This window comes from Micromonospora rhizosphaerae (genome assembly GCF_900091465.1).
In the GTDB taxonomy this organism is placed as follows: domain Bacteria; phylum Actinomycetota; class Actinomycetes; order Mycobacteriales; family Micromonosporaceae; genus Micromonospora; species Micromonospora rhizosphaerae.
Map to the genome: position 1 here is coordinate 2,326,663 of NZ_FMHV01000002.1, position 19,446 is coordinate 2,346,108.

The following is a 19,446-nucleotide window of genomic DNA, read 5'->3' on the forward strand; positions in this document are numbered from 1 at the left end:
GGGGCATGAACCTGCCAGTGCAGACCGAAGGGCTCACGAAACGGTACGGCGGCTTGACCGCCGTGCGAGATCTCGACCTGACCGTCCGGGCCGGCGAGGTGTACGGCTTCCTCGGCCCGAACGGCGCCGGCAAGACCACCACCCTGCGGATGCTGCTCGGGCTGGTGCGGCCCACCGCCGGCACGGTCCGGCTGCTCGGCCGGCCGCCCGGCGCCGGACGGCTCACCGGGGTGGGCGCGCTGATCGAGGGACCCGCCTTCTACCCGTACCTGTCGGGCCGGGACAACCTGCGGGTGCTCGCCCGCTACGGCGGGGTCGGCGCCGACCGGGTGTCGCTGGTGCTGGACCTGGTCGACCTGGCCGAGCGGGCCGGCGACCGGTACGCCGGCTACTCGTTGGGCATGAAGCAGCGCCTCGGGGTGGCGGCCGCCCTGCTCAAGGACCCGCGCCTGCTGATCCTGGACGAGCCGACCAACGGCCTCGACCCGGCCGGCATGGCGGACATGCGCACGCTGATCCGCCGGCTCGGCGCGGCCGGATGCACGGTGCTGGTCTCCAGCCACCTGCTCGGCGAGGTCGAGCAGGTCTGTGACCGGGTCGGGGTGATCTCCCGGGGGCGGCTGATCGCCGAGGGCAGCGTCGCCGAGCTGCGCGGCGCGGCCGGGCTGCGGGTGCTCGCCGACCCGCTCGACGACGCGGCGGCGCGGGCCCGGGAACTGGTCGGCGCCGAGCGGGTGCGGGTGGTCGACGGCGGGCTGGAGCTGTCGGTCGCGCCGGACCAGGCCGCCTGGCTCAACGCCGAACTGGTCGGCGCCGGGGTGGCGGTGCGCGAGCTGCGTCCCCGCGAGCGTGACCTGGAACAGGTCTTCTTCGACCTCATCGAGAAGGGAACGGCCAATGTTGCGTAGTTTCCACGCCGAGGCGGTCAAACTCGTCCGTCGGCCGGCGTCCTGGCTGCTGCTGGCCATCGCGCTGGTGCTCGCCCTGATCTTCACCTACCTGTTCCCGTACGCGAGCATCGCCGGTGGGACCGACGGCCCGAACACCGACCGGACGCTGCCGATGCTGCTGCCCGACCAGCTGGTGGGCAACTCGCTCGGCGGGCTGCCGGTCTTCCTCGGCTCGATCGTGCTGATCCTCGGCGTGCTCGCCGTCGGCGGCGAGTACGGCTGGGGCACCTGGAAGACCGTGCTCTCCCAGGGCCCCACCCGGCTGGAGGTGTACGCCGGCAAGCTGCTCGCCCTGGCCGCCGCTGCCCTCGTCGTGGTGCTCTCCGTCTTCGCGGTCGGGGCGGTTTCCAGCGCGCTGATCGCGGTCGCCGAGTCGCAGCCGGTGCACTGGCCCTCGGCCGGCGACCTGCTGACCGGGATCGGGGCGGGGTGGCTCATCGCGACGATGTGGGCCATGCTCGGTGCCGTGCTCGCCGTCGCGCTGCGGGCGGTGGCCCTGCCCGTCGGGCTGGGGCTGGTGTGGATGCTCGCGGTGCAGAACCTGCTCGCCGCGATCGCCGCGCCCCTGCTGGACTGGGTGGCCCAGGTGCAGAAGGGGCTGCCGGGGCCCAACGCCGGGTCGCTGGCGGCGGCGCTCGGCGCGCCCGGCGACACGCCGGGGGTCGCGGCGGCGGTCGGCGGCGGGCAGGCGGCGCTGGTGGTGGCCGGCTACCTGGTCGCCTTCGCGGCGGTCGGCGGGCTGCTGCTGCAGCGACGGGACATCGGCTAGGCGGGCGGGGGAGGGACGGGCGTGGACCGGAACCGGACCGGGTGGCGCGACGGGCTCTTCGACGCCCTGGTCGCTCTGGCGCTGGTCGCGATCGGGCTGGTCGGCACCGGTCCGGCCGGCGCGAACGAGGGGATCGCCACCGGTCGGGCGACCTATCCGCTGGTGGTGGCGGCCGCGTTGGCCCTGGCGGTCCGGCGGCGGTGGCCGCTGGCGACGCTGGCGGTCGGCACCGCGGCCGTCACGGCGTACCTGGTGCTCGGCTACCCGTACGGGCCGATCCTGTTCTCGTTCTTCGTCGCGGTCTACACGGTCGCCGCGTACCGGCCGCTGCGCACCGCGGCGGTGGCCTGCGGCGTGGCCCTGGCCGTGCTGCTGGTCCACGTCTTCGTGGGCGTCCGGTCGCCCGGCCTGCTGGGCCTGATGCCCGCCGCCGCCTGGGTGGTGGTGCCGTTCGCGGTCGGGACCACGGTGCGGCTGATCCGGGAGAGCGCGGCCCGCGACCGCGTGGACGAGGCCCGCCGGCTGGCCGACGCCGAGCGGCTGCGGGTGGCCCGGGAGGTGCACGACGTGGTCGGGCACGGCCTCGCGGCCATCCACATGCAGGCGGAGATCGCCCTGCACCTGCTTGGGAAGAAGCCGGAGCAGGCGGAGGCGGCGCTGACCGCGATCAGCCGCACCAGCAAGGAGGCCCTGGACGAGCTGCGGGTCACGCTCACCGTGGTCCGGCGGGACGAGGCGGCCGACGAGCGGGCGCCGGCCCCGGGGCTGGCCCAGCTGCCGCAGCTGCGCGACCGGCTGGCCGGCGCCGGGGTGCCGGTCACCGTGGAGGTCAGCGGGGAGCGGCGCCAGCTCCCGGTCGCGGTGGACCTGGCCGCGTACCGGGTGGTGCAGGAGGCGCTGACCAACGTGCTGCGCCATGCGGGCCCGGCCACCGCCACCGTCCGACTCCGGTACGCCCCGGGCGAGGTCGCCGTGGAGGTGACCGACACCGGCCGTGGGCCGGTCGCCGGGCCGGGGCAGGCCGGCGGGTACGGGCTCGCCGGCATGCGGGAGCGGGTCACCGCGCTGGGCGGCTCGTTCACCGCCGGCGCCGTCCCCGGCGGGGGCTTCCGGGTGTACGCGACACTGCCGGTGGAGGAGGCTGAATGATCACCGTGTTGCTCGCCGACGACCAGGACCTGGTCCGGATCGGGTTGCGCGCCCTGGTGGAGAGCGAGGACGACCTCGCCGTGGTGGGCGAGGCGGCCGACGGGCTGAGCGTGGTCGAGCTGGCCCGGCGGGAGCGCCCCGACGTGGTGCTGATGGACGTCCGGATGCCGGGCATCGACGGCATCGAGGCGACCCGGCGGATCGTCGCGGATTCCGAGCTGACCGGCACCCGGGTGATCGTGTTGACCACGTTCGAGCTGGACGAGTACGTCTTCGACGCACTCCGCCACGGGGCGAGCGGCTTCCTCACCAAGGACACCCGCCCGGCCGACCTGCTGCGGGCGATCCGGCTGGTCGCCGAGGGGGAGGCGCTGCTGTCGCCGTCGGTGACCCGGCGGGTGGTCCGGGAGTTCGCCACCCGGCCGGCCCGGGTGCCCCGCCCGCACCCTCGCCTCGGCACCCTCACCGACCGGGAACGGGAGGTGGTGGGGCTGGTCGGCGAGGGGCTGAGCAACGGCGAGATCGCCGACCGGCTGGTGGTCAGCCCGGCCACGGCGCGTACCCACGTCAGCCGGGCGATGGTGAAGCTGGGTGCCCGGGACCGGGCCCAGTTGGTGGTCTTCGCATACCAGTCCGGACTGGTCGAGTCGTGATCCTGCGGCCGTGACCACCGCGATCTTGAGACGGTGGCCGGACGGGCGGCCGGGCCGGCGGGAAGCAGTGGCGACGTCCGACGGTTACCCTTGCGGGTGGCCGGCCTTGTGCGTGCCGGCCAGTTTGTGCCCGCCGAAACACTGACAAACGGGATGTTCGTGTGTTTGACACCTTGAGTGACCGCCTGTCCGGGATCTTCACCAAGCTCCGCGGCAAGGGTCGGCTCACCGACGCCGACATCGACGCCACCGCGCGCGAGATCCGCATGGCGCTGCTGGAGGCCGACGTCGCCCTGCCGGTGGTCAAGGGCTTCATCGCGAACGTGAAGGAGCGGGCCCGCAGCGCCGAGGTCTCCCAGGCCCTGAACCCGGCGCAGCAGATCGTCAAGATCGTCAACGAGGAGCTGATCAACGTCCTCGGTGGCGAGGGGCGGCGGCTGCAGTTCGCCAAGCACCCGCCGACCGTGGTCATGCTCGCCGGCCTCCAGGGCTCCGGTAAGACCACCCTCGCCGGCAAGCTGGCCCGCTGGCTCAAGGCCCAGGGTCACCAGCCGCTGCTGGTCGCCGCCGACCTCCAGCGCCCGAACGCCGTCGGGCAGCTCCAGGTGCTCGGTGGCCGCGCCGGCGTCGAGGTGTACGCCCCGGAGCCCGGCAACGGTGTCGGCGACCCCGTCCAGGTGGCGCGCGACTCGATCGAGCACGCCAAGCGCGCCGCCCGGGACATCGTCATCGTCGACACCGCCGGCCGCCTCGGTATCGACGCCGAGATGATGCAGCAGGCCGCCGACATCCGCGACGCGGTCGACCCGGACGAGGTCATCTTCGTCATCGACGCGATGGTCGGTCAGGACGCCGTCCGCACCGCCGAGGCGTTCCGCGACGGCGTGGGCATCACCGGCGTGGTCCTCTCCAAGCTCGACGGCGACGCCCGCGGTGGCGCCGCGCTGTCGGTCCGGGAGGTCACCGGGCAGCCGATCCTCTTCGCCTCCACCGGCGAGAAGCTGGAGGACTTCGACGTCTTCCACCCGGACCGGATGGCCAGCCGGATCCTCGGCATGGGCGACGTCCTCACTCTGATCGAGCAGGCCGAAGCGGCCTTCGACGCCGATCAGAAGGAGAAGATGACCGCCAAGCTGATGGGCGGCGAGCAGTTCACCCTGGAGGACTTCCTCGACCAGCTCATCGCGGTCCGCCGGATGGGCCCGATCGCCAACGTGCTGGCCATGATGCCGGGCATGGGGCAGATGAAGGACCAGCTCGCCGAGCTGGACGACAAGCACTTCGACCGGGTCACCGCGATCATCCGGTCGATGACCCCGGGCGAGCGCACCAACCCGAAGATCATCAACGGCTCCCGCCGGGCGCGTATCGCCAACGGCTCGGGCGTCACCGTGATGGACGTCAACCAGCTGCTCAACCGCTTCGCCGACGCGCAGAAGATGATGAAGCAGATGGGCGGCATGATGGGCCTGCCCGGCGGCGGCCGGCGCAAGGCGACCAAGAGCCCGAAGAACAAGCGCAAGGGCACCAAGGGCGGCCGGCAGCGCAGCGGCGCGGGCGCCGGGCTGCCGGGGGGCTTCCCCGGCGGCATGCCGCAGCTCCCGCCGGGCCTCGACCCCGGCGACCTGGCCGGCGGCCAGGGCCTGCCTCCGGGCTTCAAGCTGCCGAAGATCGACTTCAACAAGCTCGGCAAGGGCGAGAACCGCCCCCGCTGACCGTTTTGCCGCTCGAGATGCGGCATGTCGGAGTGTCAGTCCTCGCTGATCCCCCGACATGCCGCAGATCGCTCGCCGGCGCGGACCGCGCGGGCCGGGCTGGTCGCGACGGAGCGTGATCCGGTAGGACTGTGCACATGGCTCTGCATGTGCGCGGTGTGCTCCTGCCCGACGACGAGGTCCGGGATCTCTGGCTGGTCGGCGACCGGGTGACCTTCGATCCGGTGCCCGGGGCGGAGACGATCGTCGACGGTGGCTTCGTGCTGCCCGGCCTGACCGACGCCCACTGCCACATCGGCATCGGGCGCGGCGGCGTGCCGATCACCTCCCTCCACCAGGCCCGCGAACTGGCCCGCATCGACCGGGACGCCGGGGTGCTCGCGATCCGGGACGCCGGCTCGCCGTACCCGTACCCGGAACTCGACGACGCGCCGGACCTGCCGCGACTGGCCCGCGCGGGCCGGCACGTCGCGCCGCCCAAGCGCTACCTGCGGGACATCGGGGTGGAGGTCGGCGCGGCCGAGGTGGCCGCGACGGTGGCCGAGCAGGCCGCCGCCGGCAATGGCTGGGTCAAGCTGGTCGGCGACTGGATCGACCGCGGCGTGGGCGACCTCGCGCCGGCCTGGGACGCCGACACCATGACCGCCGCCGTCCGGGCCGCGCACGCCGCCGGGGTACGCGCCGCGGTGCACACCTTCTCCGAGTCGGCCGTGGAGATCATGGTGCGCGCCGGGGTGGACTCGGTGGAGCACGGGACTGGCCTCAGCCTCGACATGATCGACATGATGGCGCGGCAGGGCACCGCGCTGGTCCCCACGATGATCAACATTCAGACCTTCGACGGCATCGCCGACCAGGCCCGCGCCAGGTTCCCCGGGTACGCCGACCACATGCTCGCCCTGCGCGACCGCTTCCCCGAGGTGGTCCGGGCCGCGCACGAGGCGGGAGTGCCGATCTACGTCGGCACCGACGCCGGTGGTGGCATCGACCACGGGCTGGCCGCCGAGGAGATGCTGCTGCTGCACGAGCAGGCCGGCATGTCCACGGTGGACGTCCTCGCCGCCGCCTCCTGGCGCGCCCGCGAGTGGCTCGGCTTCCCCGGCCTGGTCGAGGGCGGCCTCGCCGACCTCGTGGTCTACCCCGAGGACCCCCGCCGCGACTTGCGCGTGGTCCGCACCCCGTCCCGCATCGTCCTCCGCGGCCGCCCCATCCGCTGACTGCCCTTTCCCCAGCGCCGCCGCCCCGACCGATGCCGATGATCATGAAGTTGTTGTCACGACACGCCGACGTGGGTGACAACGACTTCGTGATCGACGCAGACGGATGCCTGGGCGGTCGGGGGTCAGGTGGTCGGGGTGGTGGCGGTGAGGAAGAGATGCAGGGCGAGGTCGGCCAGGCGCGCGGCGGTCTGGTCGGGCGGGGCCTGGGGGAGCACGATGTGGCTCACCACCAGGCGCACGATGGAGTCGGCGGCGAACGCCAGCGCCGCCGGCTCGGCCGTCGACAGTTGGACCCTCGCCCAGTCCAGCAGCGCGCCGGAGGCCTCGGCCAGCACCAGTTCCGAGCGGGTGGTCAGGTAGGGCAGCAGCTCGTCCGCGCCGCCCCGCGCGCTGGTCAGGATCGCCTTGATCAGCGGGTTCCCGGCCGCCTCGGTCAGGGTGTGCGAGATGGCCGCGTACGCACCGGCCCGGACGTCGGCGCCGTGCTCGTCCAGCGCCGCGCGGACCGCCGCGACGAACCGGTCGACCTCGCGCCGGGCCAGCGCGTCGGCCAGCCCCGCCTTGCTACCGAACTCGTTGTAGACGGTCTGCCGGCTCACCCCGGCGGCGGCCGCCACGGCACCCATCCGGACCGCGTCCCAGCCGACCGCGACCGTCTGCGTGCGAGCGGCGTCGACGATGGCGTCCCGCAACCGTTGCCGTGCCGAGTCCCGCAGCTCATTCATCGTGGCGGAAGTCTACGGTCCCTGGCTGAAGCGGGTGATCGTCCGTCAGCCGATGGCCTCGCACACTTCCCCAGCCGGCGGTCGATGGGGGTCTCCGAGGCCGGGGGTCAGCTCCGCCGCGGAGGTGTTCAGGTCCACGACGTAGCGGCCCGCTTGGACCAAAGTGGGCCGGTCGGGGATGAGGTACATGTCGCGGACCTCGCCCTCGACGATGTTCCCGGCATCCAGGGTCCCGTGCCAGACCTTGTTGAACAGCACGTCCCCCCGCGGCCCGTGGAGGACCGCGTCCATCGACCCCTGCCTCACCCACCGGACGAACTCGCCATCCTGCTGGAAGATGGTCCAGTGCAGGTAGGTCGTGGCCTCGGCCACGATCATGCCGCCGCCCGTCACAGATCCGCAGTCCCCCCACATCAGGCTCGAGTGGATCACGGTTCTCTCCTGGTCGGGTGTGTCCGCGTACGCCGGCCCGGCCATGCCGACGCCGGCGCCCAGCGCGAGCAGTGCGGCGAGGCCGCCTCTGATCGGTGTGTTCATCGCTTCCTCCTGCGGTGGTGCCGGCGGTTCGCCGGTCGTTTTTCGCAGCCTGGAGCGAGGTGGTCGCGAACGGGTCGCAGCCTGGTCGCATCGCAGGGCAGGGCGCCCAGTAGAGGACAAGAGCGACAAGGGGACACGGACCCGGACGGCAGACGCCGCGCCCGGGCGCGGGCGGTGCCGCCGCAGCGCATAGGATGTGCGGTCATGGCACGCGTGCTCACTCCCCGTGCGGAGGACTTTCCCCGCTGGTACCAGGACCTGATCGCCAAGGCGAAGCTGGCCGACAACGGCCCGGTCCGGGGGACCATGGTCATCCGACCGGCCGGCTACGCCATCTGGGAGCGGATGCAGGCCGAGATGGACGCCCGGATCAAGGCGGCTGGCGCGGAGAACGCGTACTTCCCGCTCTTCATTCCGGAGAGCTACCTCAAGCGCGAGGCCGAGCACGTCGAGGGCTTCTCGCCGGAGCTGGCGGTGGTCACCCACGCTGGCGGCAAGCAGCTCGCCGAGCCCGTGGTGGTGCGCCCCACCAGCGAGACGGTGATCGGCGAGTTCATGGCCAAGTGGATCGACTCGTACCGGGACCTGCCGCTGCTGCTCAACCAGTGGGCCAACGTGGTCCGCTGGGAGCTGCGCCCCCGGATCTTCCTGCGCACCAGCGAGTTCCTCTGGCAGGAGGGACACACCGCGCACGCCACGCGCGAGGACGCGCGGGCCTACGCGCGGCGGATCCTGCACGAGGCGTACGAGGACCTGATGGTCAACGTGCTCGGCATCCCGGTGGTGGTCGGCCTGAAGACCGCCCGGGAGCGCTTCGCCGGTGCCACCGCCACCTACACCTGCGAAGGCATGATGGGCGACGGCAAGGCGCTGCAGCTCGGCACCAGCCACGAGCTGGGGCAGAACTTCGCCAAGGCCTTCGACATCACCTACTCCTCGGCCGAGGGCGGCCGGGAGCACGCCTGGACGACGTCCTGGGGCACCTCGACCCGGATGCTCGGCGGCCTGATCATGTGCCACGGCGACGACAACGGCCTGCGGGTGCCGCCGAAGCTGGCGCCGGTCCAGGCGTACGTGATGGTGGTCAAGGATGGCGAGGGCCCTGGCGGCCCTGCCGAGGCGGCGCAAAAACTCTGCGACGCGCTGCGCGACGCCGGCGTCCGGGTGGCGCTCGACGACCGCACCGACACCCCGTTCGGCCGCCGGGCCGTCGACGCCGAGCTGCGCGGCTATCCGGTACGCGTCGAGGTCGGCCCCCGCGATCTGGCCGCCGGCAACGCGGTCGTGGTCCGGCGTACGGACGGCTCGAAGTCCCCCGTGCCGGTGGCCGACGTGGTCGGCGCGGTGCTGGCGGCCCTCGACGCCGACCAGCAGGCGCTGCACGACCAGGCACTGGCCCACCGCGAGTCGCGGACCGTGGAGGTGTCCACGCTCGCCGAGGCGATCGAGGCGGCGGCCACCGGCTGGGCCCGGGTGCCGTGGTCGGCGGTCGGCGCGCAGGGCGAGGCCGAGGCGAACGCCCAGGGCGTCACGGTGCGCTGCCTGCTTCGCGCCGACGGGTCGGTCCCGGACTCCGAGGACGAGCCGGACCTGGTCGCCATCCTGGCCCGCGCCTACTGACGTGCGTCCCGGCGGTCCCGCGGCCCGGTTCGCGCCAGGTCGGCTGATCATGCACCGGAACGTGCGGCACGGCCGGATCGGCTGGGTTCGGTCGGCCCGGGTGGTGCTCGACGACGAGCGTGGCCTGCTCCTCTGGGTCGCTCGGGACTCGCCGGTGGCGCACGAGGTCACCGAGGCGGGACTGGGCATGCGGGCGATGCCGTTCGCCGAGTGGATCACCTTGTCCTACCGGCTGGCGCAGGGCCGGTGGAATGGGCCGCCGGTGCTGAAATTCCTGCCCACCGGCGCGGCCCACTCGGTCTGGTGGTTCCGGGACGCGCAGGGCCGGTTCAGCAACTGGTACGTCAACCTCGAGGAGCCGGGCGTCCGCTGGGACGACGGCCCGGTGGCCGGGGTGGACCTGGTGGACCAGGACCTGGATGTGGTCGTCCGGCCCGACCTGAGCTGGGAGTGGAAGGACGAGGAGGAGTTCGTCGAGCGCCTCGCCTTCCCGGACGACTACTGGGTGACCGATGAGAAGGCGGTGCGGGCCGAGGGGGAGCGGGTGATCGCCCTGGCCGAGGCGGGGGAGTTCCCCTTCGACGGCACCTGGTGCGACTTCACTCCGCCGGGGGACTGGGACATACCGGACGAGCTTCCGCCGGGATGGGACCGCCCGCCGGTCCGCTGACGATGTCCCCCGTCACTCTGGTACCGACCCGGATGACGTGTCCGGGTCCGGTGTGAGAGATCGGCGCCGGATCTGGCAGAATGGTTCGCTGGTATCCGGCGCGCGTCCGGCGCCCTCTAACCCGGGCACGTCGCCAGTCCACCGAGCAGTCTCCGGCCCAACCCCACTGTGCCGGTCGGCGCTCACCCGTGCACCGCCCCTTCGGGGCTGGTGAGATCGCAACAGGAGCGAAAGAACTGTGGCCGTAAAGATCCGGCTCCTGCGGATGGGTAAGATCCGCAACCCGCAGTACCGCATCGTCGTCGCCGACTCGCGCACCAAGCGCGACGGCCGGGCGATCGAGTTCGTCGGGGTCTACCAGCCGAAGGAAGAGCCTTCGGTGATCGAGGTCAAGTCGGACCGGGTCCAGTACTGGCTGTCCGTCGGCGCGCAGCCGAGCGAGGCGGTTCAGCGCCTGCTGGAGAAGACCGGTGACTGGCAGAAGTTCAAGGGCCTGCCGGCCCCGCCGCCGCTGAAGGTCGCCCCGGAGCGGGCCGACCGCAAGGCGGCGTACGAGGCCGAGGCGAAGGCCGCCGCGGGCCTGGCGGAGACCCCGGCCAAGCCGGCCAAGAAGGCCGCCAAGGCCGAGGCCCCGGCCGCCGAGGCGCCGGCCGAGGAGCAGACCGGTGCCGAGTCCGGCGAGCAGGCCTGACATGGCGCTGCGTCCCGCCCTGGAGCACCTGGTCAAGGGCATCGTCGACCACCCGGACGACGTCCGGGTGCGGATGGTCGATTCCCGTCGGGGCAAGCGGCTCGAGGTCCGCGTGCACCCCGAGGACCTGGGCACGGTGATCGGGCGGTCCGGCCGGACCGCCAAGGCGCTGCGCCAGGTGATCGGCTCCATCGGGGGGCGCGGGGTGCGCGTCGACATCGTCGACTCGTACTGATGCTGCTCATCGTCGGCCGGATCGGTAAGCCGCACGGGATCCGCGGTGAGGTCACCGTGGAGGTGCGGACCGATGAGCCCGAAGCACGATTCGCCCCCGGGTCGGTGCTGCGCACCGAGCCGGGGGCGGTCGCTCCGGCCGCGCCCGGGCCGGGCGTGCCGTACCGGGTTCCGGCCGAACTGACCGTCGAGTCGGCCCGCTGGCACCAGGAGCGACTCCTGGTCACCTTCGAGGGCGTGCTGGATCGGAACGTCGCCGAGGCGCTGCGCGGCACCCTGGTCGGTGTGGACAGCGAGGACGTCGCGCCCCCGGAGGACCCGGAGGAGTTCCACGACCACCAGCTGGTCGGCCTGACCGCGGTCTCCCCGACCGGCGAGCGGTTGGGCGAGGTCACCGCGATCGACCACGCCCCCGCCTCCGATTTGCTGGTGCTGCGTCGCCCCGAGGGGCGTACCGCGCTGATCCCGTTCGTCAAGGCGATCGTTCCCGAGGTGGATCTCGCCGGCGGTCGCGTCGTGGTCGACCCGCCGGGCGGTCTGCTCGATCTCTAGGCCGCTGGAGCACCCGCATGCGCGTCGACATCGTGTCGATCTTCCCGGAGTACTTCGCCCCGCTGGACCTGTCGCTGATCGGCAAGGCCCGGGCGAACGGGACGCTGCGGCTGGCCGTACACGATCTGCGGACCTGGACCCACGACGTGCACCGCACGGTGGACGACACGCCCTACGGCGGCGGGCCCGGGATGGTGATGCGGCCGGAGCCCTGGGGCGAGGCGCTGGACGCGCTCGCTCCGCCGGGGGCGACCCCGCCCCGGCTGCTGGTGCCGTCACCGGCCGGCGGCCGGTTCACCCAGGCCATGGCGTACGAGCTGGCCACCGAGTCGCATCTGCTCTTCGCCTGCGGCCGGTACGAGGGCATCGACCAGCGGGTGCTCGACCACGCCGCCACCCGAATGCCGGTGACCGAGGTCTCCATCGGCGACTACGTGCTCTTCGGCGGCGAGGTCGCGGTGCTGGTGATCCTGGAGGCGGTCACCCGGCTGCTGCCCGGGGTGCTCGGCAACGTCGGCTCGCTGGAGGAGGAGTCGCACGCGCACGGGCTGCTGGAGGCCCCGATGTACACCAAGCCGGCGAGCTGGCGCGGGAATGAGGTGCCGGAGGTGCTCCGCTCCGGCGACCACGGGCGGATCGCCCGCTGGCGGCGGGACGAGGCGCTGCTCCGGACGGCCGTGCGGCGGCCCGACATGATCGCCGCGCTGGACCCGGAGAGCCTGGACAAGCGGGACCGGGCCGCGTTGGACCGGGGCGGATTTCAGTTGCCGCCGGGGGATGTGGCAAAGTAGAGGGGTTGCCGCATCCGTCCGCGCCGCGGGCGGCTGCGAGGACCCTCGACCGGGGTCGGTCCGGCCGGCCACCACCCGGGGGTCAGAATCACCCATCCGCGCACCGAGTGACGGTGCGCCGTGAGCCTCACGAGGACACAGCGATGAACATCCTGGACGCCCTTGACGCCCAGTCGAAGCGGGTCGACATCCCCGACTTCCGTGCCGGTGACACCGTGAAGGTGCACGCGCGGGTCGTCGAGGGCAACCGGTCCCGTGTCCAGATCTTCCAGGGCGTCGTCATCCGCCGCCAGGGTGACGGTCTGCGCGAGACCTTCTCGGTCCGCAAGGTCAGCTTCGGGGTGGGTGTGGAGCGGACCTACCCGCTGAACAGCCCGGCGATCGACCGGATCGAGATCGTGACCCGCGGTGACGTGCGACGCGCCAAGCTCTACTACCTCCGCGAGCTGCGCGGCAAGAAGGCCAAGATCAAGGAGCTGCGCGAGAAGCAGCCCAGCTGACTTTCCGCTCGGCACGCCGCCTGACCTGCGCGGATGTCGTACCGACCGGAGCACACTACGCTGGTCGTACGGGCGCAGCAGGGCAGCGTTCGCCGCGAACTCGTCTCGCGGCAGCGGATGTCCACTACCGCCCGTGGGGTCTCAGCCGAGACTCCCGGGCGGTAGTGTCGTTTCCGCGGACCGGAGAGTGGCATGGTGCAGATGCTTGACGAGGACGGCACCGTCGATCCGTGGCGCCGGCGGGCCCGGCGCACCCGTCGGCAGATGCCCCTCTGGCAGGAGTTGCCCCTCCTCCTGGTGATCGCCTTCTGCCTCGCGGTGCTGATCCGCACCTTCCTGCTCCAGGCCTTCTTCATCCCTTCCGGGTCGATGGAGAACACGCTGCTCATCGGCGACCGGGTGCTGGTCAACAAGGTCGTCTACGACGTCCGGGACCCGGCCCGGGGCGAGGTGGTGGTCTTCCGGGGCACCGACCGGTGGGTCGCCCAGGAGGTGCAGGAGCCCGAGCCCGGGTTCGCCGGCAAGGTGGGCCGCACGCTCGGCGACCTGGTCGGGGTCAGTCGCCCGGGTGAGAAGGACTTCATCAAGCGGGTGATCGGCGTCCCCGGGGACAAGATCTGGTGCTGTGACCAGGGCCGGGTGGTGGTCAACGGCGCACCGCTCGACGAGCGGGCGTACGTGTCGGAGGATTCGCCGCCCGAGCTCCCGCCGAACGCGAAGGAGTGCCGGTCCCGGCAGTTCACCGAGGTCGTCGTGCCACCCGGGCAGATCTTCGTGATGGGCGACCACCGGCTGGTCTCCCAGGACGCCCGTTGCCAGGGCCCGGTGCCGATCGACAACGTGGTGGGCCGGGCCTTCATGATCGTCTGGCCGTCCGAGCGGTGGACCACGCTGTCGGTCCCGGACACCTTCGCCAACCTGCCCCGGGCCACCGCGGCGCCGGCCGGGCCCGCTCCGGTCGACCCCGACCCGCTGGGGGGTGTCGTCCTGATTCTCCCGGTTACGGCGGCACTCTCCGTTCTCGCGGCTTCCGGGCGACGCCGGCGCGCCCGGCAACGTAGGCTCCTCCCGTGATTGACGAGCAGACCGATAAGCAGCGCAGTTCCTTCTGGAAGGAACTGCCCGTCCTCCTGGGTGTGGCGATCCTGGTCGCAGTGCTGGTGCGAGCCTTCGTGCTGCAGACCTTCTTCATCCCCTCCCCGTCCATGGAGAACACTCTTCAGATCGACGATCGGGTGCTGGTCAACAAGCTGGTGTACGACTTCCGGGCGCCGCACCGGGGCGAGGTGATCGTCTTCAAGGCGCCCACCGAGTGGAGCGGCAACCCGGAGGGCGAGGACTTCATCAAGCGGGTGATCGGGGTCGGCGGCGACCACGTGATCTGCTGCGACGCGGGCAAGCTGGTCATCAACGGCAAGCGGCTCGACGAGCCGTACCTCTATCCGGGGAACAAGCCGGCCGACCAGGATTTCGACATCACCGTCCCGCAGGGGCGGCTCTGGGTCATGGGTGACCACCGGGAAGCCTCCGGCGACTCGCTGGAGCACTGGCAGCAGTCCGGCCACGACATGACCAGCGCCACCATCCCCGAGGACGAGGTGGTCGGCCGGGCCTTCACCATCTTCTGGCCGGTCAACCGGGCGACCTGGCTCACCGTGCCGGAGCAGTTCGCGGCGATCCCCAATCCCTGACCCCGGAGGGCGTGGGCGTTCGCCGGACGCATCTGGCAGGCTTGGGCGGTGACCGTCTACACCCCCCGCCGCGCGGCCCGGGTGCTGCTCGTGGACGCGGCCGACCGGGTGCTGCTCTTCGCCGGCACCGACCCGGCCCGACCGGGCCACAGCTACTGGTTCACCCCGGGTGGCGGGCTGGACCCGGGGGAGAGCCCGGCCGACGGGGCGGCCCGGGAGCTGGCCGAGGAGACCGGCCTGCGGCTCACCCCGGACGAGCTGGGGGTGCCGGTGTGGTCCGAGACGGTGGAGTTCCCGTTCGACGGCGTCTGGTACCGGCAGGAGCAGGAGTTCTTCATCGTCCGGGTGCCTGCCTGGGAGGTGGACACCGCGGGCTTCAACGAGATCGAACGGGCCAGCGTCTCCGGTCACCGGTGGTGGTCGCTGGCCGAGCTGGCCCACACCGAGGAGCGGTACTACCCGGAGGACCTGCCGGTCGTGCTCACCCGGGCGCTCGCGGCGGACCGGTCGGCCGGTGACGGGAGCGTGGCATGCTGACGCCCCCGCGTACCGTGGTGCGCCGCGAGGCTGGGCTCTACGCGCTGGAGCGGGCGCTGCAGCGGCGCGGCTTCCGGCACGTGGCCGGCGCCGATGAGGCCGGCCGGGGCGCCTGCGCCGGTCCACTGGTGGCCGCCGCGGCGGTGCTGCCCGAGGGGCGGCGTGGCGAGATCGAGGGGCTGGCCGACTCCAAGCTGCTCACCCCGGCCAACCGGGAGCGGGTCTACGAGGAGGTCGTCGCGCGCGCCCTGGCGTACGCGGTGGTGGTCATCCCCGCAGAGGAGGTCGACGCGCGTGGGCTGCACGTCTGCAACGTGGCCGCGCTGCGGCGGGCCCTCGCCTCGCTGACCACCCGGCCGGAGTACGTGCTGACCGATGGCTTCGGCGTCGACGGCCTGGACGTGCCGGGGCTGGCGGTCTGGAAGGGCGACCGGGTGGCCGCCTGCGTGGCGGCGGCGAGCGTGCTGGCCAAGGTCACCCGGGACCGGATCATGGTGGAGCTGGACGGCCGCTACCCCGGCTACGGGTTTAGCGAGCACAAGGGCTACATCACGACCGAGCACACCGCCGCCCTGCAGGAGCATGGCCCCTGTGCGGAACACCGCTTCTCGTACGTGAACGTCGCCGCGGTCTCCGGGCGGGACGGGCGGCCGGCCAGGTGGCGACGACCGGCGGTTATCGGCGTGGATGAGGCGATGGGGCGATCCGGCGCGCCAGGGGGTACCGTCGGCGTGGCGTTGGGCGAGCAGGCTCGACCTCCGGCGCCGGTGGGGGAAGATGTGGTCATGGAAGGCGGAGTGCGATGAGCGCGGAAGATCTCGAGAAGTACGAGACCGAGATGGAGCTGCAGCTCTACCGGGAGTACCGCGACATTGTCCGCCAGTTCTCCTACGTGGTGGAGACGGAACGCCGCTTCTATCTGGCCAACCAGGTCGACCTGCACGTGCGCAACTCGGACGGCGAGGTCTACTTCGAGGTCGAGATGCACGACGCCTGGGTATGGGACATGTACCGCCCTGCCCGCTTCGTCAAGAATGTCCGGGTAATGACGTTCAAGGACGTCAATGTCGAAGAGCTCGAAAAGCCGGACATTTCCCTTCCCGCAGACTCCGGATTCGGCGGCTGACGCATCCGACCGAACCGGTCGAGCGCCGGCCGCGCTGCCTGAACGAGTGAGCGATAGGCCTCGGAGGCATAAATATGCCGCATATCGCTCACGGCGGCTTCTGCCACTGACTACACCACGCCGCGTGGCCGTACGGCCCATAGCAGATCCACTCTCCTGCCGAGGCGTGTCCACAGCTGGAGCATCGTCCACAATCGGCGGTGCCGGTGGTGGCGCGGTCAGCGCTCTGGGGAGCAGGCTGCCGCCGTGCGAACACTGCCGAGGTCGGCCGCGATGGCCCTCTGTTTCCTCCTGCTGACCCTTCCGGCGGCGTCCGGTCCGGTGGTCGTTCCGGCGGCTTCCGGTCCGGCGGCGGCCCTGACGACGTCCGGCCCCATGCCCGTCTCGGCCATGTCGATCGAGGTCGCGATCGCGCCGCGGGGAATCTCGGCGGCGGGGGGAAGCTACCCGGAGATCGGGTCGGCGTTTCGCTGGCCGCTCGCCGGTGTGCCGCGGCCGGTGCGCCGGTTCGATCCGCCGCCGCGGCCGTGGTTGCCCGGTCACCGCGGCGTCGACCTGGCCGCCGTCCCGGGCGTCGAGGTTCGGTCGGCCGGCGCGGGCGTGGTGCTCTTCGCCGGCATGGTGGCCGGGCGTCCGGTGGTCACGGTCGGGCACGCCGGCGCGCTGCGGACCACCTACGAACCGGTACGCCCCCGACTGGCCGTCGGCGCCCGGGTCACCGCCGGAACGCCGATCGGCACCCTGCTCGCCGGGCACCCCGACTGCCCGGCGGCGGCGTGCCTGCACTGGGGCCTGCGCCGGGGCGAGGAGTACCTGGACCCCCTGGCCCTGCTCGGCCTCGGAGCGGTCCGGCTGCTCCCGCTCGACGCCTCGGCGGCCGCCGAGCCCGCCGGAGCGGCGACCGCGGCCGGCCGGGCGATCAGCCCTGGGCGAGCAGCGCAGAGAGCCGCACGGCCAGCCGGTCGTACTCGTCCGGCTTGTTGTAGACCTGGCCGCAGAGGCGTAGCCAGCCCCGGTCGTTCCACGCCATCACCGCCACCTCGGCGGCGAGCCGGTCCGCGATCCGGGCCCGCAGCGCCGTCGCCGCGTCCATCGTGGTGGCGACGCCGGGCGGCAGCGGGATGAGCCGCATGGACACCGTCGGTCCGCCGGGCTCCGGCAGGTCGGCCGGCGCCACCCCGAGCGCGTCCCCCACCACCCGCTGCCCGTACGCGGCGAGCGCGGCGTTGTGCGCGCGTACCCGGTCCAGATCCAGGCTGCGCAGGGTGAAGAGCCCGACCGGGGCGGCCAGCCAGGGGGTGTAGTCCAGGGTCGCCTGCCACTCGACGCGGGCGGGGAAGCCGCTGTCCTGCTCCCAGGAGACCACCAGCGGCTGGATCCGCTCCCGCCACGGCTCCGCCACCACCAGCACGGCCGTGCCGCGGGGCGCGTACGCCCACTTGTGCAGGTTGCCGACCCAGAAGTCGGCGCCGACGGAGGCCACGGTGATCGGCAGCATGCCCGGGGCGTGCGCCGCGTCGACCAGCACCGGCACTCCCTGCTCCCGGGCCACCCCGACGATCGCGGCGGTCGGGAAGAGCCGGGCAGTGGCCGAGGTGATCTGGTCGATGACGAGCAGCCTGGTCCGGCCGGGGCGCAGGCCGGTGCGGACGATCTCGACCACCTCCTCGTCGCTGGCGGTCAGCGGCACCCGGAGGGTCCGGGACACCGCTCCCGTCCGCCCGCACTCCCGCTCCACCGAGAAGCCGACCGCGCCGTACCCGTGATCGGTGGTGACCACCTCGTCGCCGGGGCGCAGGCCGAGCGACTGGAGCACCACGGCCACCCCCGTGGTCGCGTTGCCCACCAGCGCGGTGCCGTCCGGGTCGGCGCCCAGGAACGTGGCCAGGTGCCGGCGGGTGTGAGCGATCCGGTCGACCAGGCCCTGGGCGAAGAAGCGCAGCGGGTTCGCCTCCATCTCGTCGCGCAGCCGCTGCTGGGCCCGCTGCACCCCGATCGGGACCGCGCCGAACGATCCGTGGTTGAGGTGACTTACCGCTGGATCGAGCGAGAAGAGCAGCCGAGCCCCGGGGATCGGCTCGGGCGGCTGCGGGACCGTCATTCGCAGATCGTAGCCCGCCGTCGATCATCAACCTGCGGTTCACCGGACGCTCCCACGCAGGCCTGCCGCCCGGATTCGGCGGCCGACGTACTCGGTCCGGCGCCGCGGTCGGGGCTGGCCCGGTTCGGCCCCGGTGATGGCCGTATCAGCTCGGCCGCCCCCTGGCCGGTCCGGTCGGTCAGGCGCGCGGATGCGCCTGCCGGTACGCCGCCCGCAGCCGCTCCACCGAGACGTGCGTGTAGATCTGGGTGCTGGCCAGTGAGGAGTGGCCGAGCAGCTCCTGCACCGCCCGCAGGTCCGCCCCGCCCTCCAGCAGGTGGGTGGCCGCCGAGTGCCGCAGCCCGTGCGGGCTGGTCCTGGGGAGGCCGGCCGCCTCGGCGTAGCCGGCGACAATCCGCCGGGCCGTGGTCGGGTTGAGTCGCCCGCCGCGCGCGCCCAGCAGCAGCGCGTTCCCGGAGTCCGGGCCGACCAGCTCGGGTCTGCCCCGGCGCAGCCACTCGTCCAGCGCGCGTTGCGCCGGCACCCCGTACGGCACGGCCCGTTCCCGGCCGCCCTTGCCGAAGACCCGTACCACCCGGCGGCCGTGGTCGACGTCCGTGACGTCCAGGCCGCACGCCTCGCTGATCCGTACCCCGGTGCCGTAGAGCAGTTCGAGCAGCGCCCGGTCCCGCAGCAGGACCGGATCGTGCTCGGCCCCGGCGGCCGAGGGCGTCGCGGATTCATCGGGACCCGCCTCCCGCGGGTCGACGGCCGGCGCGACGGCTGGGGCGTCCAGCAGGGCGGCGGCCTGGTCGGCGCGGAGCACGGTGGGCAGCTCGCGGTGCGCCTTCGGGCTGGCCAGCGGGGCGGCCACGTCGGTTGGCAGCAGGCCCGAGCGGTGGGCCCAGGCGCTGAAGGTACGGGCCGAGGCGGCCCGGCGGGCCAGCGACGTCCGCGCTGCGCCCATCGTCCGCTGCTTCGCCAGCCAGCTGCGCAGCACCGTCAGGTCCAGCTCGGCGAGTTCGGCGCAGCCCATCCGGACGGCATGGTCGAGCAGGGAGACCAGGTCCGTGACGTATGCCCGGACGGTGTGCGCCGAGCGGTTGCGCACCCGGGCCAGGTGATCGGCGAATTCGTCCACCGCCTCCCGCATCGCCGGGGGAAGCGCCTCGTGCGTGGCTCGGGTGCCGCGACGCTCCCCGCCGCTCACCGCGGACTCCCGCTTCGTGGCCCCAC

At 72.8% G+C, this 19,446-nt stretch carries 21 protein-coding genes and 2 pseudogenes; 19 read left to right on the forward strand and 4 right to left on the reverse strand.

Annotated features, from left to right (window positions below):
- Positions 1–5: 5 nt before the first annotated feature.
- The 6 genes from GA0070624_RS11305 to GA0070624_RS11330 all read left to right on the forward strand — a co-directional run bounded on the left by GA0070624_RS11305 (position 6) and on the right by GA0070624_RS11330 (position 6,453).
- Positions 6–908 (forward strand): ABC transporter ATP-binding protein, encoded by a 903-nt coding sequence (locus GA0070624_RS11305; protein ID WP_091339994.1) that lies wholly within the window; start codon positions 6–8, stop codon positions 906–908.
- Entirely contained in the window at positions 898–1,719 is an 822-nt protein-coding gene (locus GA0070624_RS11310; RefSeq protein ID WP_091339997.1) for an ABC transporter permease, read from the forward strand. Before GA0070624_RS11305 ends, GA0070624_RS11310 begins: the two co-directional genes overlap by 11 nt.
- A 21-nt stretch (positions 1,720–1,740) precedes the next feature.
- Entirely contained in the window at positions 1,741–2,868 is a 1,128-nt protein-coding gene (locus GA0070624_RS11315; RefSeq protein ID WP_091340000.1) for a sensor histidine kinase, read from the forward strand.
- Positions 2,865–3,521, forward strand: a complete 657-nt coding sequence (locus tag GA0070624_RS11320; protein WP_091340003.1) for a response regulator transcription factor — start codon at positions 2,865–2,867, stop codon at positions 3,519–3,521. The genes GA0070624_RS11315 and GA0070624_RS11320 overlap by 4 nt, the downstream gene beginning before the upstream one ends.
- Positions 3,522–3,682: 161 nt before the next feature.
- A complete protein-coding gene (gene ffh / locus GA0070624_RS11325; RefSeq protein WP_091340006.1) occupies positions 3,683–5,236 on the forward strand; it encodes a signal recognition particle protein in 1,554 nt (517 codons plus the stop codon).
- A 137-nt stretch (positions 5,237–5,373) separates the two neighbouring features.
- Positions 5,374–6,453 (forward strand): amidohydrolase family protein, encoded by a 1,080-nt coding sequence (locus tag GA0070624_RS11330; protein ID WP_091340009.1) that lies wholly within the window; start codon positions 5,374–5,376, stop codon positions 6,451–6,453.
- Between the two features lie 125 nt (positions 6,454–6,578).
- Here the strand turns inward: GA0070624_RS11330 and GA0070624_RS11335 are convergent, their stop codons facing one another.
- Together GA0070624_RS11335 and GA0070624_RS11340 are read right to left on the reverse strand one after the other, a co-directional pair.
- On the reverse strand, positions 6,579–7,181 hold the full coding sequence (locus tag GA0070624_RS11335; RefSeq protein ID WP_091340011.1) for a TetR/AcrR family transcriptional regulator: 603 nt from the start codon (positions 7,179–7,181) through the stop codon (positions 6,579–6,581).
- Positions 7,182–7,226: 45 nt separating this feature from the next.
- Positions 7,227–7,718 carry a hypothetical protein gene (locus GA0070624_RS11340; protein WP_091340014.1) on the reverse strand — a complete coding sequence of 164 codons (492 nt, stop codon included), beginning with the start codon at positions 7,716–7,718 and terminating at the stop codon, positions 7,227–7,229.
- Between the two features lie 204 nt (positions 7,719–7,922).
- Between GA0070624_RS11340 and proS the strand changes: the two genes are divergently transcribed.
- The 13 genes and pseudogenes from proS to GA0070624_RS11405 form a co-directional block, all read left to right on the forward strand.
- Positions 7,923–9,338 carry a proline--tRNA ligase gene (gene proS, locus GA0070624_RS11345; RefSeq protein WP_091340016.1) on the forward strand — a complete coding sequence of 472 codons (1,416 nt, stop codon included), beginning with the start codon at positions 7,923–7,925 and terminating at the stop codon, positions 9,336–9,338.
- A gap of 49 nt (positions 9,339–9,387) precedes the next feature.
- On the forward strand, positions 9,388–10,008 hold the full coding sequence (locus GA0070624_RS11350) for a ribonuclease FAU-1 family protein (protein WP_091348616.1): 621 nt from the start codon (positions 9,388–9,390) through the stop codon (positions 10,006–10,008).
- Positions 10,009–10,246: 238 nt separating this feature from the next.
- Entirely contained in the window at positions 10,247–10,699 is a 453-nt protein-coding gene (gene rpsP, locus GA0070624_RS11355) for a 30S ribosomal protein S16 (protein ID WP_091340019.1), read from the forward strand.
- Positions 10,674–10,934, forward strand: a complete 261-nt coding sequence (locus GA0070624_RS11360) for an RNA-binding protein (protein WP_030500803.1) — start codon at positions 10,674–10,676, stop codon at positions 10,932–10,934. Before rpsP ends, GA0070624_RS11360 begins: the two co-directional genes overlap by 26 nt.
- A 2-nt stretch (positions 10,935–10,936) precedes the next feature.
- Positions 10,937–11,485, forward strand: a complete 549-nt coding sequence (rimM, locus tag GA0070624_RS11365; protein ID WP_176732002.1) for a ribosome maturation factor RimM — start codon at positions 10,937–10,939, stop codon at positions 11,483–11,485.
- A gap of 17 nt (positions 11,486–11,502) precedes the next feature.
- Positions 11,503–12,276, forward strand: a complete 774-nt coding sequence (trmD, locus tag GA0070624_RS11370) for a tRNA (guanosine(37)-N1)-methyltransferase TrmD (RefSeq protein WP_091340024.1) — start codon at positions 11,503–11,505, stop codon at positions 12,274–12,276.
- Positions 12,277–12,419: 143 nt separating this feature from the next.
- Positions 12,420–12,776 (forward strand): 50S ribosomal protein L19, encoded by a 357-nt coding sequence (rplS, locus tag GA0070624_RS11375; RefSeq protein WP_091340026.1) that lies wholly within the window; start codon positions 12,420–12,422, stop codon positions 12,774–12,776.
- A gap of 192 nt (positions 12,777–12,968) precedes the next feature.
- Positions 12,969–13,837, forward strand: a pseudogene (gene lepB / locus GA0070624_RS11380) (signal peptidase I).
- 9 nt (positions 13,838–13,846) lie between these two features.
- Positions 13,847–14,467, forward strand: a complete 621-nt coding sequence (gene lepB, locus GA0070624_RS11385; protein WP_091340032.1) for a signal peptidase I — start codon at positions 13,847–13,849, stop codon at positions 14,465–14,467.
- Positions 14,468–14,515: 48 nt separating this feature from the next.
- Positions 14,516–15,004 carry an NUDIX hydrolase gene (locus GA0070624_RS11390; RefSeq protein WP_091340035.1) on the forward strand — a complete coding sequence of 163 codons (489 nt, stop codon included), beginning with the start codon at positions 14,516–14,518 and terminating at the stop codon, positions 15,002–15,004.
- Positions 14,998–15,810, forward strand: a complete 813-nt coding sequence (locus GA0070624_RS11395) for a ribonuclease HII (protein ID WP_091340038.1) — start codon at positions 14,998–15,000, stop codon at positions 15,808–15,810. The genes GA0070624_RS11390 and GA0070624_RS11395 overlap by 7 nt, the downstream gene beginning before the upstream one ends.
- Positions 15,807–16,130 (forward strand): DUF2469 domain-containing protein, encoded by a 324-nt coding sequence (locus GA0070624_RS11400; RefSeq protein ID WP_007075222.1) that lies wholly within the window; start codon positions 15,807–15,809, stop codon positions 16,128–16,130. Before GA0070624_RS11395 ends, GA0070624_RS11400 begins: the two co-directional genes overlap by 4 nt.
- A 273-nt stretch (positions 16,131–16,403) precedes the next feature.
- Positions 16,404–17,003: pseudogene (locus GA0070624_RS11405) on the forward strand (murein hydrolase activator EnvC family protein); the annotation flags it as partial.
- 46 nt (positions 17,004–17,049) lie between these two features.
- Here the strand turns inward: GA0070624_RS11405 and GA0070624_RS11410 are convergent.
- Positions 17,050–18,231, reverse strand: coding sequence for an aminotransferase class V-fold PLP-dependent enzyme (locus GA0070624_RS11410; RefSeq protein WP_091340041.1), 1,182 nt, complete (start codon positions 18,229–18,231; stop codon positions 17,050–17,052).
- 178 nt (positions 18,232–18,409) lie between these two features.
- A complete protein-coding gene (locus GA0070624_RS11415) occupies positions 18,410–19,363 on the reverse strand; it encodes a tyrosine recombinase XerC (RefSeq protein ID WP_091340043.1) in 954 nt (317 codons plus the stop codon).
- Positions 19,364–19,446: the final 83 nt, after the last annotated feature.